This window comes from Mycolicibacterium alvei (assembly GCF_010727325.1).
Classification (GTDB): Bacteria; Actinomycetota; Actinomycetes; order Mycobacteriales; family Mycobacteriaceae; genus Mycobacterium; species Mycobacterium alvei.
Genome location: NZ_AP022565.1, coordinates 1,331,538 through 1,347,618, shown reverse-complemented (window position 1 = coordinate 1,347,618; position 16,081 = coordinate 1,331,538). Strand labels below are relative to the sequence as shown.

At 68.0% G+C, this 16,081-nt stretch carries 19 protein-coding genes; 9 read left to right on the top strand and 10 right to left on the bottom strand.

The features are described 5' to 3' along the window. The first annotated feature begins 101 nt into the window (after positions 1-101). Complete coding sequence (locus G6N44_RS06395) at positions 102-2,675, top strand: FtsK/SpoIIIE family DNA translocase (protein ID WP_179964487.1); 2,574 nt, start codon at positions 102-104, stop codon at positions 2,673-2,675. A 75-nt stretch (positions 2,676-2,750) separates the two neighbouring features. Here the strand turns inward: G6N44_RS06395 and G6N44_RS06390 are convergent, their stop codons facing one another. Further along, positions 2,751-3,305, bottom strand: a complete 555-nt coding sequence (locus G6N44_RS06390; protein WP_235683051.1) for an amino-acid N-acetyltransferase — start codon at positions 3,303-3,305, stop codon at positions 2,751-2,753. 9 nt (positions 3,306-3,314) lie between these two features. On the opposite strand from G6N44_RS06390, the gene pgsA reads away from it, so the two are divergent. The 5 genes from pgsA to pspM all read left to right on the top strand — a co-directional run bounded on the left by pgsA (position 3,315) and on the right by pspM (position 6,686). Beyond that, positions 3,315-3,920, top strand: coding sequence for a CDP-diacylglycerol--glycerol-3-phosphate 3-phosphatidyltransferase (gene pgsA, locus G6N44_RS06385; protein ID WP_163662132.1), 606 nt, complete (start codon positions 3,315-3,317; stop codon positions 3,918-3,920). After that, positions 3,898-4,386 (top strand): CinA family protein, encoded by a 489-nt coding sequence (locus G6N44_RS06380; RefSeq protein ID WP_163662130.1) that lies wholly within the window; start codon positions 3,898-3,900, stop codon positions 4,384-4,386. Before pgsA ends, G6N44_RS06380 begins: the two co-directional genes overlap by 23 nt. Before the next feature lie 89 nt (positions 4,387-4,475). Next, positions 4,476-4,817, top strand: a complete 342-nt coding sequence (gene clgR, locus G6N44_RS06375) for a transcriptional regulator ClgR (RefSeq protein ID WP_163662128.1) — start codon at positions 4,476-4,478, stop codon at positions 4,815-4,817. A 214-nt stretch (positions 4,818-5,031) separates the two neighbouring features. Continuing rightward, positions 5,032-5,847 carry a phage shock protein PspA gene (gene pspA, locus G6N44_RS06370; protein ID WP_163662127.1) on the top strand — a complete coding sequence of 272 codons (816 nt, stop codon included), beginning with the start codon at positions 5,032-5,034 and terminating at the stop codon, positions 5,845-5,847. Positions 5,848-5,867: 20 nt separating this feature from the next. Further along, positions 5,868-6,686: a phage shock envelope stress response protein PspM gene (gene pspM / locus G6N44_RS06365; RefSeq protein ID WP_163669672.1), complete on the top strand. Its 819-nt coding sequence runs from the start codon at positions 5,868-5,870 to the stop codon at positions 6,684-6,686. A 7-nt stretch (positions 6,687-6,693) separates the two neighbouring features. Here pspM and G6N44_RS06360 read toward each other — a convergent pair whose 3' ends face one another. Continuing rightward, positions 6,694-7,137 carry a limonene-1,2-epoxide hydrolase family protein gene (locus G6N44_RS06360; RefSeq protein WP_163662125.1) on the bottom strand — a complete coding sequence of 148 codons (444 nt, stop codon included), beginning with the start codon at positions 7,135-7,137 and terminating at the stop codon, positions 6,694-6,696. Between the two features lie 41 nt (positions 7,138-7,178). Here G6N44_RS06360 and G6N44_RS06355 point away from each other — a divergent pair, with 41 nt between their 5' ends. From G6N44_RS06355 to G6N44_RS06345, 3 genes are read left to right on the top strand one after another with little or no spacing between them, the layout of a single operon-like run. Next, positions 7,179-8,360, top strand: coding sequence for a glycosyltransferase (locus tag G6N44_RS06355; protein WP_163662123.1), 1,182 nt, complete (start codon positions 7,179-7,181; stop codon positions 8,358-8,360). Beyond that, the gene (locus tag G6N44_RS06350) at positions 8,351-8,545 is read left to right on the top strand and encodes a DUF3046 domain-containing protein (protein ID WP_163662121.1); all 195 of its coding nucleotides are present in this window, start codon (positions 8,351-8,353) and stop codon (positions 8,543-8,545) included. Before G6N44_RS06355 ends, G6N44_RS06350 begins: the two co-directional genes overlap by 10 nt. A 60-nt stretch (positions 8,546-8,605) precedes the next feature. Continuing rightward, positions 8,606-8,809, top strand: coding sequence for a hypothetical protein (locus G6N44_RS06345; protein ID WP_163662119.1), 204 nt, complete (start codon positions 8,606-8,608; stop codon positions 8,807-8,809). Between the two features lie 10 nt (positions 8,810-8,819). Here the strand turns inward: G6N44_RS06345 and hypD are convergent, their stop codons facing one another. The 8 genes from hypD to G6N44_RS06305 are packed head-to-tail and all read right to left on the bottom strand — an operon-like array spanning position 8,820 to position 16,079. Further along, complete coding sequence (gene hypD, locus G6N44_RS06340) at positions 8,820-9,944, bottom strand: hydrogenase formation protein HypD (RefSeq protein ID WP_163662117.1); 1,125 nt, start codon at positions 9,942-9,944, stop codon at positions 8,820-8,822. A 17-nt stretch (positions 9,945-9,961) separates the two neighbouring features. Further along, a complete protein-coding gene (locus tag G6N44_RS06335) occupies positions 9,962-10,234 on the bottom strand; it encodes a HypC/HybG/HupF family hydrogenase formation chaperone (protein WP_135453812.1) in 273 nt (90 codons plus the stop codon). Between the two features lie 17 nt (positions 10,235-10,251). Continuing rightward, on the bottom strand, positions 10,252-11,343 hold the full coding sequence (hypE, locus tag G6N44_RS06330; RefSeq protein WP_163662115.1) for a hydrogenase expression/formation protein HypE: 1,092 nt from the start codon (positions 11,341-11,343) through the stop codon (positions 10,252-10,254). Then, entirely contained in the window at positions 11,340-12,014 is a 675-nt protein-coding gene (locus G6N44_RS06325; protein WP_163662113.1) for a D-sedoheptulose-7-phosphate isomerase, read from the bottom strand. Before G6N44_RS06325 ends, hypE begins: the two co-directional genes overlap by 4 nt. 4 nt (positions 12,015-12,018) lie before the next feature. Beyond that, complete coding sequence (locus G6N44_RS06320) at positions 12,019-12,780, bottom strand: phosphoheptose isomerase family protein (protein ID WP_235682960.1); 762 nt, start codon at positions 12,778-12,780, stop codon at positions 12,019-12,021. Further along, positions 12,777-13,526 carry a DUF6390 family protein gene (locus G6N44_RS06315; protein ID WP_163662111.1) on the bottom strand — a complete coding sequence of 250 codons (750 nt, stop codon included), beginning with the start codon at positions 13,524-13,526 and terminating at the stop codon, positions 12,777-12,779. The genes G6N44_RS06320 and G6N44_RS06315 overlap by 4 nt, the downstream gene beginning before the upstream one ends. Positions 13,527-13,530: 4 nt before the next feature. Then, positions 13,531-15,828, bottom strand: coding sequence for a carbamoyltransferase HypF (hypF, locus tag G6N44_RS06310; RefSeq protein ID WP_163662109.1), 2,298 nt, complete (start codon positions 15,826-15,828; stop codon positions 13,531-13,533). Further along, the gene (locus G6N44_RS06305; protein ID WP_163662107.1) at positions 15,825-16,079 is read right to left on the bottom strand and encodes a HypC/HybG/HupF family hydrogenase formation chaperone; all 255 of its coding nucleotides are present in this window, start codon (positions 16,077-16,079) and stop codon (positions 15,825-15,827) included. The genes hypF and G6N44_RS06305 overlap by 4 nt, the downstream gene beginning before the upstream one ends. Between the last annotated feature and the right edge of the window lie 2 nt (positions 16,080-16,081).

Below are 16,081 nucleotides of genomic sequence, written 5' to 3'. Positions count from 1 at the left end.
GCCCGTGGAATCGGTTCGTATGGCTAAGTGTCATTCGATACCCTCTTGTGACCCGTGTTGCAGATGGTGAATATGGGGCATATGCGACTAGGCTTGCGGGCATGGCTAACAAGACCGCCGGCCGATCCGGAGCGCGTTCGAGCAGGTCGAACGCCAGCCCGCGGGGCGGTTCGCGGCGTCAGGCACCGGCCCGTAAGGGTCGCCCGGCTGCGCCACGGCGCAAGCCCGCTCGCCGGCCACAGCACTCGCCGGTCTCGGCCGCCGGACAGAAGCTCGGTCAGGGCGCTCGCGCGGGGTGGTTGATGCTCGCCAAGGGCGCCGGTTCGACCGCCCGCTCGGTGGGCCGCGCCCGCGATATCGAACCCGGTCATCGTCGTGACGGCCTGGCCCTCGCTCTGCTCGGCATCGCGGTCGTCGTCGCCGCCAGCTCGTGGTTCCACGCGGCCGGCCCGGTCGGGCAGTGGATCGACACCGCCCTGCGCACCCTGATCGGTGGGCCGGTGGTGCTCACGCCCGTCATCCTCGGCGTCATCGCCGTCGTGCTGATGCGCACCGAGCCGGACCCGGAGGCGCGGCCCCGGCTGATCCTGGGATCGGCCATGATCGCGCTGCCGATGCTCGGCCTGTGGCACCTGTGGTCGGGATCGCCGCAGGATCCGATCGCACGACAGCACGCCGCCGGATTCATCGGCTTCGCCATCGGCGGACCCCTGTCCGACGGCCTGACCGAGTGGATCGCCGCACCGTTGCTGTTCATGGGCGTGTTGTTCGGTTTGTTGCTCATCACGGGCACGACCATCCGCGAGGTGCCCTCGACCCTGCAGCACATGTTCAGCACGCGGGCGTTCCACGACGATGACTACGACGACGAGTACGACGACGGCGAGTACGACGACGGCGAGTACGACGGGTCCGATCTCGACGACGACTACGACGATCTGTCCGACGGCTACTACGACGACGACACGTCGCGCGGCGACACGCAGGCCCAGACCTGGCCGACAGCCGCCATCGAGGCGCCGAAGGCGCCGACCGGCACTCCGATGGACAACTACCCGCTGTCCGAGGACGCACCGACCGTCCCCGAGCCGGCGGTCAAACCTCGCCGCAAGAAGGCCGAGAGCAAACCGAAAACCGACGACACCCTGGTCATGGACCGGGTGATCGAAGGCCCCTACACGCTGCCGTCGCTCGACCTGCTGATCGCCGGCGATCCGCCGAAGCTGCGCACCGCCGCCAACGACCAGATGGAAGACTCCATCACCTCGGTGCTGGAGCAGTTCAAGGTCGACGCGGCCGTGACCGGCTGCACCCGCGGCCCGACCGTCACCCGCTACGAGGTCGAGCTCGGGCCCGGCGTCAAGGTCGAGAAGATCACCGCGCTGCACCGCAATATCGCCTACGCGGTCGCCACCGAAAGCGTCCGCATGCTGGCCCCGATCCCCGGCAAGTCCGCCGTCGGCATCGAGGTGCCCAACTCCGACCGCGAGATGGTGCGGCTGTCCGACGTGCTCACCGCCCCGTCGACGCGCCGCGACCACCACCCGCTGGTGATCGGCCTGGGCAAGGACATCGAGGGCGACTTCGTCTCGGCGAACCTGGCCAAGATGCCGCACCTGCTGGTGGCCGGTTCGACCGGCTCCGGTAAGTCCAGCTTCGTCAACTCGATGCTGGTCTCACTGTTGGCGCGGGCCACCCCGGAAGAGGTCAGGATGATCCTGATCGACCCGAAGATGGTGGAACTCACCCCGTACGAAGGTATTCCGCACCTCATCACGCCGATCATCACCGAACCCAAGAAGGCCGCGGCGGCACTGGCCTGGCTGGTCGAGGAGATGGAACAGCGCTACCAGGACATGAAGGCGTCCCGGGTCCGCCACATCAATGACTTCAACGACAAGGTGCGTTCCGGCGAGATCAGCACGCCGCTGGGCAGCGAGCGGGTCTACAAGCCCTACCCGTACATCCTGGCGGTCGTCGACGAGCTCGCCGACCTGATGATGACCGCGCCGCGCGACGTCGAGGACGCCATCGTGCGCATCACGCAGAAAGCCCGCGCCGCAGGCATCCACCTGGTGCTGGCCACCCAGCGGCCGTCGGTGGACGTCGTCACCGGTCTGATCAAGACCAACGTGCCGTCCCGGCTCGCATTCGCGACCTCGTCGCTCACCGACAGCCGCGTCATCCTGGACCAGCCCGGTGCCGAGAAGCTGATCGGTATGGGCGACGGCCTGTTCCTGCCGATGGGCGCCAACAAGCCGCTGCGTATGCAGGGTGCGTTCATCACCGACGAAGAGATCCACGCCGTCGTCGAGGCCACCAAGACCCAGGCCGAGCCGGAGTTCGTCGAGGGTGTCACCGCGGTCAAGGCGGGTGAGCGCAAGGACGTCGACCCCGACATCGGCGACGACATGGACGTCCTCCTGCAGGCCGTCGAACTGGTGGTGTCCTCGCAGTTCGGGTCCACCTCGATGCTGCAGCGCAAGCTGCGGGTCGGGTTCGCCAAGGCGGGCCGGCTGATGGATCTCATGGAGACCCGCGGCATCGTCGGTCCGTCCGAGGGGTCGAAGGCGCGTGAGGTCCTCGTCAAACCCGACGAGTTGGCCGGCACGCTGATGCTGATCCGCGGTGGGTCCGACGCCAACGGCGACGACGCCGAGGACGAGGAGTTCTAGCGTCGAAACGGTATTCCGGCAGGGTTTTTGCGAGTGAGCGCCTGCTGGAATACCGTTTCGGCGGATAGAGGACGCCTAGAGCGCCAACAACATCCGGGTGTTGCCCAAGGTGTTGGGCTTGACGTAGGACAGGTCGAGGAACTCCGCCACACCGGTGTCGTACGAGCGGCACATTTCCTCGTACACCTCGGCGGTCACCGGAGTCCCCTCGATCTCCTCGAAACCGTGCCTACCGAAGAAGTCGACCTCGAAGGTCAGCACGAAGATCCGTCGTAGGTGCAAGTCGCGGGCAACGTCGAGCAACTGCTCCACGAGCACATGCCCGACGCCGGTACCGCGAACCTTCGGGTGCACGGCCACGGTGCGTACCTCGCCGAGGTCGGCCCACAGCACATGGAGAGCGCCACATCCGACGAGCTCCCCGCCGAGTTCGACCACCCAGAATTCCTGCACCGCCTCGTACAGCGTCACCAGGTTTTTTTCCAGCAGGATCTTGCCCGCATAGACGTCGATCAGGCTCTTGATCGCCGGAACATCGGACGTGCGGGCGCGGCGGACTACAGGGTGCTGGCGCGACTCGACACTGCCTGGGTTCACAGCCGCAAGAGTATCGGTTCCGGCAACCGATATTCTGTTGCGGTGCCGGGCCAACCTTCTACCGATCCGGTGGTCCCGCGTGCGCGCGTGGCTAACCTCGCCAACATGCTCACCGGTGTGCGGATGGTGCTCGTTCCGGTGTTCCTGGCATTTCTGTTCGTCGGCGACGGGCATGAAACCAGCTGGCGAATAGCAGCTTTCGCGGTGTTCGCAGTCGCGGTGATCACCGACCATCTCGACGGGGCGTTGGCCCGCAGCTACGGGATGATCACCGAGTTCGGCACACTGGCCGATCCGATCGCCGACAAAGCCCTGATCGGGGCGGCACTGATCGGCCTGTCGATGCTCGGGGACCTGCCGTGGTGGATCACCGTGGTGGTGCTGATCCGGGAGATAGGGATCACGGTCCTGCGGTTCGCGGTGCTACGTCACGGCGTGATCCCGGCCAGTCGCGGCGGCAAGCTCAAGACATTGGTGCAGGCCGTGGCCATCGGGTTGTTCATCCTGCCGTTGTATGCGTGGTCCGATGTGTGGCTCGACATCGCCTGGCTGATCATGTGGGCCGCGGTGGTGCTGACCGTGCTCACCGGCGTCGACTACGTCATGTCCGCCATCAGGGACTCGCGTGGACGATCCGCTGCTCACTGAGGACGCCAGGGCCCTGGTCGCCGACCTGACGGTGCGCTCGCAGAGCGTGGCCACCGCCGAGTCGCTGACCGGCGGACTGCTCGCGGCGACGCTGGCCGGGGTGACCGGAGCCAGTGCGGTGCTGCAGGGCGGCCTGATCACCTATAACGAGGACACCAAGATCTGGCTGGCCGGAGTGGCTCCCCAGGTGCTCGACGCGGTCGGTCCGGTCGCGGTGCCGACGGCGCGGGCGCTGGCGGTCGGTGCCCGACAGCGCTGCTCAGCGACCTGGGGTATCGGCCTCACCGGCGTGGCGGGTCCGGAACCGCACGGCGGACACCCGGTGGGCACGGTGTTCATCGGCCTGGCCGGCCCGGTCGACACCGAGGTCATGGAACTGTCCCTACCCGGCTCCCGCTGGGACATCCGCCGCGGTGCGGTCGACGAGGCGATCGCCCGGCTGCGGTTCCTGGTCGAGAACCAGTAACCGAGATCCCGGGCCCTTCGGGAACCAAGCTGCGACCGGCGGCGTTGGTCAGTTAGCGAACCTGCGACAGGCGAAGCGAAGGAGACGCGATGACGACATTGCTGCGCGAGGTGATTGGCGACGTGCTTCGTCATGCCCGCACCGAGCAGGGGCGCACCCTGCGCGAAGTATCCGACGCGGCGCGGGTGAGTCTCGGCTACCTCTCCGAAGTGGAGCGCGGTCGAAAAGAGGCCTCCAGCGAACTGCTGAGCGCCATCTGCGACGCCCTGGAAGTCCCGCTCTCGCGGGTACTCACCGATGCGGGCGAGAACATGGCCGAGCGTGAACACGCCAGTGCCGCCGTCAAGGTGCCGGCCCATGCAAATGTCGCCCACATCGATGCCGCGACCAAGGTGGTCATCCCGCAGGCCGCGGTCATGGCCGTCGCGTGATCGTGGCCTGAGGCAACGCCGCGACGCCGGACCGAGCGCTCCTCGTCGGTGGGTGTGCGAATTTTCGCAGAAACGCCCATGCGAACAGCCCGCGGGACTGTGGCTGCCTGCCCAGAACCGATAAGTTGGCATCAGAGGAATTGCGGCACCCTGAAGCACGAGGTCCGATCAAGGACCCGACCGACAAGCCCGACAGATAAGGCGGAACGAACCCATGGCCAATCCGTTCGTCAAGGCGTGGAAGTACCTGATGGCGCTGTTCAGCTCCAAGGTCGACGAGTACGCCGATCCGAAGGTGCAGATCCAGCAGGCCATCGAGGACGCGCAGCGCCAGCACCAGGCACTCACCCAGCAGGCCGCCCAGGTGATCGGCAACCAGCGCCAGCTGGAGATGCGGCTCAGCCGCCAGCTCGCCGACATCGAGAAGCTGCAGGCCAACGTCCGGCAGGCACTGACACTGGCCGACCAGGCCACCGCCGCCGGCGACGCGGCCAAGGCGACCGAGTACACCAATGCCGCCGAGGCGTTCGCCGCCCAGCTCGTCACCGGCGAGCAGAGCGTCGAGGACCTCAAGGCGCTGCACGACCAGGCGCTACAGGCGGCCGGGCAGGCCAAGAAGGCTGTCGAGCAGAACGCGATGATGCTGCAGCAGAAGATCGGGGAACGCACCAAGCTGCTGTCCCAGCTCGAGCAGGCCAAGATGCAGGAGCAGGTCAGCGCCTCGCTGCGCTCGATGAGTGAGGTCGCCGCACCGGGTAACACCCCGAGCCTCGATGAAGTGCGCCAGAAGATCGAACGTCGTTATGCCAACGCCATGGGTGAGGCCGAGCTGGCGCAGAACTCCGTGCAGGGCCGCATGATGGAGGTGCAGCAGGCCAGCGTCCAGATGGCCGGCCACTCCCGGCTCGAGCAGATCCGCGCCTCGATGCGTGGCGATGCGCTGCCCAGCGGAGGTGCCTCCCAGACCACGCCGGCCACCCCGGCGACCAACCAAACCCCGGCCGCCCCGGAAAAACCGCTCGGCCAGTAGAGATTCGAGTGCCCCAGATCATGGTTACCAAGACCCGTCGCACCGACGCCTGGAAGTCGTTGGTGCAACGGGGGATCGATACCGCGGCAGACCTGTCGGGGGCTCTGACCGAGAAGCTCAGCGCCGCCGCTGATCCGCGCGCAAAGCTGCTGCGCAAGCGGCGGTGGGCGTTGCGGCTCGCGGTGTTCTTCACTCTGTCCAGTGGGTTCTGGGTGCTCGCGACGGCGCTGCTGGCGTCGTGGAGCACACCGGTCTGGGGCCTGATCATCACCGGCGCGATCGCGGCGGGTGCGGCGTTCCCGGCGACGTTGTTGTGGTTGCGTTACCGATGGCTGCGCGCCGAACCGCTCCCGGTGGAGCGGCCGGTCTCGGCACGTCGGTTGCCGCCGTGGGGCTCGGCTGCCCGTCAGCCGATGGCGGCGCTGATGGCCTCGGAGCGGGGCATGTTCTCGCTGCTCGGTGTTCTGGAGCGCGGGCGGATGCTGCCGGCCGGCGAACTGCGGGAACTCACCGTGGCGGCCAACCGGACCGCACGGACGATGGCGGCCACCGCGACCGAGGTGGTCTCGATGGAGCGCGCGATCGCCAATGCGCCGCAGTCGCGCCAGCATCTGCTGCCGACCATCAACGCCTTCACCGCCCAGCTCGGTCAGGGCGTGCGGCAGTACAACGAAATGGTCACTGCTGCAGCCCAACTGGTGTCGACGGTGAACAGCGGCCAGGCCGCGGCATCACCGCTGTCACAGCAGCGTTACCGTAATGAGTTGACCGGCGCCACCGATCGTCTGGTCGGGTGGGCGCAGGCGTTCGACGAACTTGGTCAGCTGCGCCGCGCCTGAACCGCCGTTACAGGGACGTTCGCAGCGACGGGATGACCACACCGGCCAAGCCGCGCAGGGTCGCCTTGAGGAAGTCGAGCATGTCGAAGTAGTCCCGCCACAGGGTGATTCGGCCCTCATAGACTTCGAAAACCCCGCACACCCAGAACTGCACGCGCAGCGGCCCGAACGTGAGGGCGTCGGTGCGCTCGGTGATCACGGAGGCGCCGTCGGCGGCGATCCGGTGAATCTTCACCTCGAAGCCCATCCACTTCGGCATCGAGCGGAAGACCTTGATGGCACGGTTGCGACCGTAGATGGTCGGAAAACCGACGTTCTGGTAGACGAGGTTCTGCGCCAGCGCGTTCTCGGCGGTATCGAAATCCTGCTCCTGCAGCGCGGTGAGGAACGTCTCGACCGTTTTGACAGACGTCGCCGGGGTCTGCGCTGCGGTGGTGGATTGGTCTGCCATGCCCGCAGCCTAGTGGGGAATGGCTGTGGCAGGGTAGGCCGGTGCGCGTAGCTGTGGTCGCCGGACCCGATCCCGGACATGCCTTCCCGGCCCTGGCGTTGTGCCTGAAGTTCCTGGCCGCGGGGGATACCCCGACCCTGCTGACCGGGGTGGAATGGCTCGATACCGCGCGGGACGCCGGCATCGACGCGGTCGAACTCGCCGGCCTCGATCCGACCGAGGACGACGACGATGCCGACGCCGGGGCCAAGATTCACCAGCGTGCCGGGCGGATGGCGCAGCTCAACGTGCCCGTCCTGGAGGAACTGCGGCCGGATCTGGTGGTCTCCGACGTGATCACCGCCTGCGGCGGTCTGGCCGCCGAGCTGCTCGGGGTGCCGTGGGTCGAGCTCAGCCCGCATCCGCTGTACCTGCCCTCGAAGGGGTTGCCGCCGGTGGGCAGCGGGCTGGCTCCGGGCGTCGGCCTCCGGGGGCGACTGCGCGACGCGGTCATGCGTGCGCTGACCGCCAGGTCGGTGCGGGCCGGTATGGCCGAGCGGGCCGCGGTCCGGACCCAGATCGGGCTGCCCACGCAGGACCCCGGCCCGTTACGCCGGTTGATCGCCACCCTGCCGGCGTTGGAGGTGCCGCGCCCGGATTGGCCGGCCGAGGCCGTGGTGGTGGGTCCCCTGCATTTCGAGCCCACCGACAGGGTGCTGACCGTGCCACCGGGTTCGGGGCCGGTCGTGATGGTGGCTCCGTCCACCGCGACCACCGGGGCGCAGGGCATGGCGGAACTGGCGCTGGAGTCGCTGCGTCCGGGTGCGACGCTGCCGGACGGCGCCCGGGTGGTGGTGTCGCGACTCGGCGGGGCCGATGTCGAGGTGCCGCCGTGGGCGGCGGTGGGGCTCGGTCGTCAGGACGAGTTGCTCTGCCATGCCGATCTGGTGATCTGCGGCAGCGGTCACGGCATCGTGTCCAAGACCCTGCTCGCGGGTGTGCCGATGGTGCTGGTTCCCGGCGGCGGCGATCAATGGGAGATCGCCAATCGCGTTGTGCGCCAGGGCAGTGGTCGGCTGGTGCGGCCGCTATCCGGGGATTCGCTGACTGCCGCGGTCGGCGCCGTGCTCGGGTCCTCCACCCACCGCGCGGCCGCGCAGCGCGCCGGCGCCTCGCTGTCCGAGGTGGCAGATCCGGTACGGGTGTGCCATGACGCACTGGGTAGGTTGGGCCCGTGCGGTTGACCGAATTCAATGAGCTCGTGGACGGCCAGTTCGGCGCGGCGCGGGGTCGTTCGCTGCTCGTCGACCACGTGCTCACTGCTCTCCAGGGCCGTACGGCCGCGCAGGCCATCGAGGACGGAGTGGAGCCGCGCAGTGTGTGGCGGGCGTTGTGCGCCGACTTCGATGTCCCACGCGATCAGTGGTGAACCGCCCCTGGGGAGTTGACGGGTCTTTTCCTCGTCGCGTTTTCGGCGTATACCGGAGTTATGGCTCTCGGTGACCATCCGATGCGGACACCTCTCTACGGTGTGCTGCTCGTTATCGCGGCAGTTCTGCTGTGCTGGTTGGTCGCGTCGACTCTGAGCGGATGGCAGGCGGCCATCGGATACTTCCTGGCCATCGGGGTCGGCGCATTCGGGTTCGTGATGACGCTGCGGGATCTGGACAACTTCCCGAACTGGCGCCGCTGATCTCACATCGCTAATGCCGCAGCAACAACTGCGCGGTTTCGCGATGCAATCTGCCGAAGTTGTAGTAGGCCGCGCAGGCGCCCTCGGGGGACACCATGCAGGTACCGATCGGGGTTTCCGGTGTGCAGGCCGTCCCGAAAACCTTGCACTCCCATGGCTTGATGACGCCCTTGAGCACCTCACCGCATTGGCAGGCCTTCGGATCGGCAACCCGCACCCCGGGCATCTCGAAGATCAGCTCGGCGTCATAGCCGGCGTAGTCGGGATGGATCTTGAGCGCGCTCTGCGAGATGAAACCGAGCCCGCGCCATTCGAAGTGTGGGCGTAGTTCGAAGGTCTCGGCCATCAGTTTCAGTGCCGCGGTGTTGCCCTCCGGCCGCACCACGCGGGTGTACTGGTTTTCCACCTCGCAGCGGCCGTCGCGGATCTGGCGCAGCAGCATGTGCACCGACGCCAGAATGTCGAGCGGTTCGAAGCCCGCCACCACGATCGGTTTGTGGTAGACGGCGGGGACGAAGCGGTACGGGCGCAGGCCCACGACGGTCGAGACGTGACCGGGCCCGAGGAATCCCGAGAGTCGCAGGTCAGGTGACTCCAGGATGGCTTTGATCGGCGGCACGATGGTGACGTGGTTGCAGAACACGCTGAAGTTGTCGACGCCGAGTGCGCGGGCGCGCACCAGCGTGACGGCAGTGGACGGCGCCGTCGTCTCGAACCCGACCGCGAAGAACACCACATGGCGGTCGGGATTGTCGCGGGCGATCTTGAGTGCGTCGAGGGGTGAGTAGACGAACCGGACGTCGGCACCCCGGGCCTTGGCCTCGATGAGGTTGCCGTTCGATCCGGGTACCCGCATCATGTCGCCGAACGTGGTGAAGATGAGGCCGGGCTGTTCGGCCAGCCACATCGCGTCGTCCACCCGGCCCATGGGTATCACGCACACCGGACATCCGGGCCCGTGGACCAGTTCGATCGACTCCGGGAGCAGATGCTCGATCCCGTGTCGGTAGATGGTGTGGGTGTGGCCGCCGCAGACCTCCATGAACTTGAACTCGTCACCGGCGGCAAGCTCGGTGATTGCTTTCACCAGGGCGCGGGCGGCCGCCGGGTCGCGGAATTCGTCGACGAACTTCATGCGGACACCTCTTTGAGTCAGGCGATTTCGGAGGAATTGAAGGCGTCGATCTCCGTCGTGTAGTCGGCACCCATTTTCTGGACCTGATCGAGCGTCAGCGTCGCCTCGCGTTCGTCGATCTTGGCCATCGCGAACCCGACGTGCACCAGTACCCAGTCACCGACCTGCAGGTTGTCGTCGGCGAGCAGACGCACGCTGATGACCCGGCGTACCCCGTTGACATCGACCTTGGCGAGGTGGGCCTCGGCGTCGACGATGTCGACGACCTGGCCGGGAATGCCCAGACACATGAGACTGCTCCTTTCACCTAACAGATCCGGGGGAGCGGATCGCCCACGAGCATGTCGACGATCCGGCTGCCGCCGAAGGCGGTCCGCAGCGCGACGATTCCGGGCGGCTCCGCGACGATTTCGCCGACCACCGTGGCCCGGGCGCCCTGCGGGTGCGCGTGCAGCGCGGTGACCGCGGCGTCGGCCTCGTCGGCCGGGACGATCGCGAGGAATTTGCCTTCGTTTGCGACGTACAGCGGGTCGATGCCCAGTAGGTCGCAGGCACCCGCAACCTGTGGCTCGACGGGAATGCTTGCCTCGTCGAGAATCACCGCGAACGGTGAGTCCTTGGCCAGTTCGTTGCACACCGTGCCGACACCTCCGCGGGTGGCGTCACGCATCCAGCGGGTGGATGGTGCGGCGGCCAGCAGGATCTCGACCAGTTCGTGCAGAGGCGCGGTGTCGGAGACGATGTCGGCATCGATGGCCAGGTCACCGCGGGCCAGCATGACCGCCATGCCGTGGTCGCCGATCGTGCCCGAGAGCAGGACCCGGTCCCCGGTGCGGACGTTATCCCGCGACAACCGCCTGCCCGCCGGCACGATGCCGACGCCGGCGGTACAGATGTACATGCCATCGGCTGCGCCCTTGCCGACGACTTTCGTGTCGCCCGTGACGATCTGGACTCCGGCCCGCGCGGCGGCCTCGCTCATGTCGGCGACGATCTCGCGCAGCTCGGCGATGGCGAAGCCCTCCTCGATGACGAAGCCCGCCGAGAGCCATTGCGGGTGGGCGCCCGAGACCGCCAGGTCGTTGATGGTTCCGTGGACTGCGACGTGCCCGATGGAACCGCCTGGGAAGCGATGGGGCGCAACCACATACGAATCGGTGGAGAACGCCAGCGTGTCACCGGACGGGGTACGCAGCAGGGCGGCGTCCCCGAGCTGTTCGAGCTCGGGGTTGCGGAAGGCCTCGACGAAGACCGCATCGACCAGTGCCGCTGAGGATTTCCCGCCGGCGCCGTGCGCGAGAGTCACGACGTCGTCGATCAGGCGTGGGCGCCGCTGCCGGAACTTCTCGATCCGCTCCAGTACGCGGTCCTCGCGTTGAGCCGCGGTCGAGGTACTCATGATGCGTACGCCCGTGCCATGTGGTCCTGCACCACTGTCCACAGCCGGTAACCGAGCATCGCGTGGCTCTCCTGGATGCGATGAATGCTCTGGCTGTGCACGGTGAAACAGAAGTCCAGATCCCCGGATTCACCGGACTCGATCGCCATGCGGCCGCCGTCGTGCCCGGAGAATCCGATGGTGAGTACGCCGCGCGACTTGGCCTCGGAGATGGCCGTCATGAGGTCTTCGGAGTTACCCGACGTGGACAGCGCGATGGCGATGTCGCGATCGCGGGCGTGGGCGATGATCTGGCGTTTGAAGATCAGGTCGAATCCCACGTCGTTGCCCAGGGCGGTGACCACGGCCTCGTCGGCGGCCAGCGACCAGGCCGCCACCGGCCTTCCCCTCGCGGGCCGACTGAACAGGGAGGCCAGGGTGGCCGCGTCGGTGGAGCTGCCGCCGTTTCCCAGGGTGTACAGGCGGCCGCCGCGCAGGAACCGATCGGCCATGGCGGCGCCGGCCGCGCTCAGGGCCGTGGCGTACTCCTGCAGCGATTCCTGTTGCAGCCGTGCGCTTTCGGTGGCCTTGCCGCGTGCTGAGGCCGCCAGGTCGTCGAGCAGCGCACGGATATCCGTCTCTTCGGATTCGATGAACGGGTAGAGGAAGCCGGTGCTCTCGATCTCGGTCATGACGTCACCTACCTTCCGGTGGCATCGCGATCGCCGTACCCGCGTGAATCAGGATCAGGTCGTTGACGGTGACGTGTTCGAGCATGGCGCTGTCCACCCATTCCTCTCCGGCAGCACTGCGGACCAGTGCCCGCCCATCGGCTTCGGTGGGTGCGATCAGGACTTCGGCCAGGCGCCCTTCGTCACCGCACGTGACGCAACCCGGCGCGGTGTCTTCGGGTGTGGGCGTCAGCAGGCCGGGATGTTCGAAGCACACGTGGGTGAGCTCCCACAGCAAGTGATAGATCAGGACGAACCGGCCGGTGGCCGGGACCATCGGGTCGTCGGAGTCGACCCACAGGACGTGGTGGGCGGCACCGGCCGGGGGACGCGGGCCGCAGCCGATCCACAGCGTCGTGACGCCCCATGCGGCGGCGCGCCGCATGGCATCGATCGCCGCCGGTTGGTCGGCCGAGGCCACCGCCAGGAGCAGGTCTCCGGGCTGGCTGGCGACCCTGGCCTGGGCTACCGGATCGGGTTCGACCAGCGCGACCGAGGGCAGTGCGCGTTTGCCGACGATGACCGGGTGGACGAACTCGACGGCCACGTGATGGGCGTGGGGTTCCCATTGGGGCGCAATGACCCAGAGGGTGGCGCCGTCGTGGAACTTTCGGGCCACATCCAGTGCTGCCGTGGACAGATCGGCGGCCAGATCCTTGTCCACGAACGGCGCGCCCGGAGGCCCGGTAGCCGTCGGTGTGGTGACGGCCGGTGTCGTGGTACTCATGGTCGACCTCCTGTATTGACCAGGTCGAGGGTGGCGCGGGTGGCGTCGGCCAGCGCTGTGGCCTGGCCTGGCATCAGCGTGTCGCACACCCAATCCCAGTGCGCGGACACGGTGTCACCCGGTGCGGGCATCTTCGTCAGGGACTTCCCGTCCCGGCTCCACCGGACCCGTTCGGTGACGGGCGCACCGAGGCTCAGGCGGCCGTCGGTGAGCAGCACCGGGACGGATTCGACGACGACGTGCTCATCCTCGACGGCCGTGACTGTGCCCCAACGGATCCGGCAGTTCTGCAGCACATGCATCGCGGTGCCGGGGTCGCGTCCCAGGAACCGGATCCACGGGTACACGACGAACACGTGGAAGCTGTGGTGGGCCAGCGCCGCGCCGGCACCGGTCCGGCCGGCGGTCACGGTGTCCAGCCCTCCGGTCACCTGGCCCCGGAACGCCGCGCGCAACTGGGCCAGCAGGTTGCCCGGATCCACCCGGTCCAGCAGCGGTCCGCCGACCCAATAGCCCTGAACCACCTCGGCGTCCAGCGGGTCGGCGCCGATCGCCTCGGCGATGGCGTGCAGATAGGGCCAGGCTCCGTCGAATTCCCGGGCGTGTGACGCAAACTCGGCCGTGTTGTCCCCGGGCTGCGCTGCCGGACCCGGGGGGCCGCAGTACCCGAGTTCGTTGGGTGGGAAGGCGTACCGGGCGAACAGCTGGTATCCGGTGGGCAGTTGCTGTGTCGGCAGTGCGGTCATGGCTTCACCCCGCATTCCCGACCAGTAGTTGGCCCAGGGCGAGACCGCCGTCGTTCGGCGGCACCCGGCGGTGGGTGATCACGTCCAGGCCGTGTTCCCGCAGTTCGGCCACGGTCAGGCGCAGGAGCAGGAGGTTCTGAAAAACCCCGCCGGACAACGCCACGGGCTGCCCTGCGCAGCCGTTCGCATCCACCAGTGCGATCGCGAGGTCGGCAATCAGCCCGGCGACGGCACGGTGGAACCGGGCACCGATCACCGCTGGTGTCACACCGCCGCGCAGGTCGGTGATGATCGCCGCGAGCACGGGCGCCGGGTCGATGGTGACAGGTGATGCACCCGAGTCCACCTCGAACGCATACCGGCGAGCGTCCGCCGCTGCGCCACGTGAGATCCCTTCTAACTCGATGGCGGCCTGAGCCTCGTAGGCAACTGTCTGTCGCACCCCGATCAACGCCGACACCGCGTCGAACAACCGGCCCATGCTCGAGGTCGGAATGCAGCCGGTACCGGTGGCCAGTTGCGCTGCCAGAGTCCGGAGTTCGGCGTCCGGGCACGCGCGGACCGGCGGCAGATCGGGATCCCACGGCAGCCCGGCGGCCCACAGATGGGACAGCGCCATCCGGTAGGGGCGCAGCACGCTGACATCACCGCCGGCCATCGGGACCTGCGTGAGATGGGCCACCCGCCAATAGCTCTTGTAGTCGGCGACCAGCGCCTCGCCACCCCATACGGTGCCGTCGGGACCGTATCCGGTTCCGTCGAAGGCGAATCCGAGTACCTGCTGCGTCCCGTCCAGGCCGTGTTCGGCCATCACCGAGGCGATATGGGCGTGGTGATGCTGGACCGTCCTCACCGGGTGGGTCCCGGCGTTGCGATGCGCCCAGTCACTCGACCGGTATCCCGGATGCGCGTCGCAGACCAGGGTTTCGGGTTCGACGCCGGTCAGTGCCTCCAGGTGGTGGACTGCGCGCTCGAATGCCGACAACGTGGCCAGACTGTCCATGTCGCCGATGTAGGCGCTCAACCAGGCATAGCGATGGTCGGCCACCGCGACGGTGTTCTTCAGATCGGCGCCGACCGCCAGGGTCGGCGGCACCGCGACCGGCAGGGCCACCGGCAACGGGGCGTACCCCCGGGATCTGCGGATGGCCAGCTCGTGGCCGTCGGCGACCCGGACCACCGAATCGTCGCAGGGCACCAGGATCTCGCGGTCGTGCATCAGCCAGCCGTCGGCGATGTGGGACAGCCGGCGACGCGCGTCGTCATCGCAGAAGCAGATCGGTTCACCACTGAGATTGGCCGACGTCATCACCAGCACCGCCGGGCCGGGCGCATCACCGGGGAGCCCGAACAGCAGCGTGTGCAGTGGCGTGTAGGCGAGTAGGACTCCCAGGTCGGGATTGCGGGGCGCCACCGCCTCGGCGACCCGGGCGCCCGGCAACCGGGGCAGCAGCACGATGGGCCGCTGCGGTCCGCACAGCACCCGGGCCGCGGTGTCGTCGACCTCGGCGATCTGGCGGGCGGTGGGCAGATCGGCAACCATCACCGCGAACGGCTTGTCGCCCCGGCGTTTACGCCGCCGAAGTTCGGTGACCGCGGTCGGGTTCGCGGCGTCGCAGGCGAGGTGGTAGCCGCCGATGCCCTTGACCGCGAGGATCGCTCCGTCGGCCAGCAGGCGCCTGGCGCGCTGCAGCGCGGGCGCCCCGGTGAGCGCACCGGATTCGTCGTCCCACTGCAGCGTCGGGCCGCAGTTCGGGCAGCACACGGGCTGCGCATGGAAGCGCCGGTCGGCCGGGTCGGCGTACTCGCGCGCACATTCGGCGCACATCGCGAAGCGCGCCATCGTGGTGGCGTCGCGGTCATAGGGCAGTGCGGCAATGATGGTGAACCTGGGCCCGCAGTTGGTGCAGTTGATGAACGCGTGCCGGTACCGGCGGTTGGACGGATCCCGTTGCTCGGCAGCACATTCACCGCACATCGCTACGTCGGGGGAGGCCAGGGTGCGGCCACCGCCGGCCCTGGAGGTATCGGCGATGATGAACCCGGTGCCGCCGCAGACGGGCATCGGCCGGGTCTCTATCGACTCGATTACCGCCAGAACGGGCGGGTCGGCACGCAGCCGGTGCAGGAACGTCTCGAGATCGCCGGGGGCACCTTCGACCTCGATGACGGCACCGGAGCTGTCGTTGCACACGGAGCCGGTCAGCCCGAGCGCGGCCGCGGTGGTGTAGACGAACGGCCGGAACCCCACGCCCTGGACGACTCCGTGCACGCCGATACGCAGCCGGCGCCGAGCGGTCACGGTGGCACCTCGCTGTCAGCGCCCCGGCCCAGGAGCTGCAGGCCCCGCATCGCGGCGTCGGCCCCGGCACGATCGGTTTTCTCCACGGCGAAACCCATGTGGATGATCACCCAGTCACCCGGTGCCACGGTCGCCTCGGGCAGCATGCCGACATTGACCTTGCGGTGCTCGCCCGCGACGTCGACGAGTGCGAGCTGGTCGCCGTAGCCCGGGAGCATCTGCACCACCTGGCCGGGGATTCCGAGGCACATGA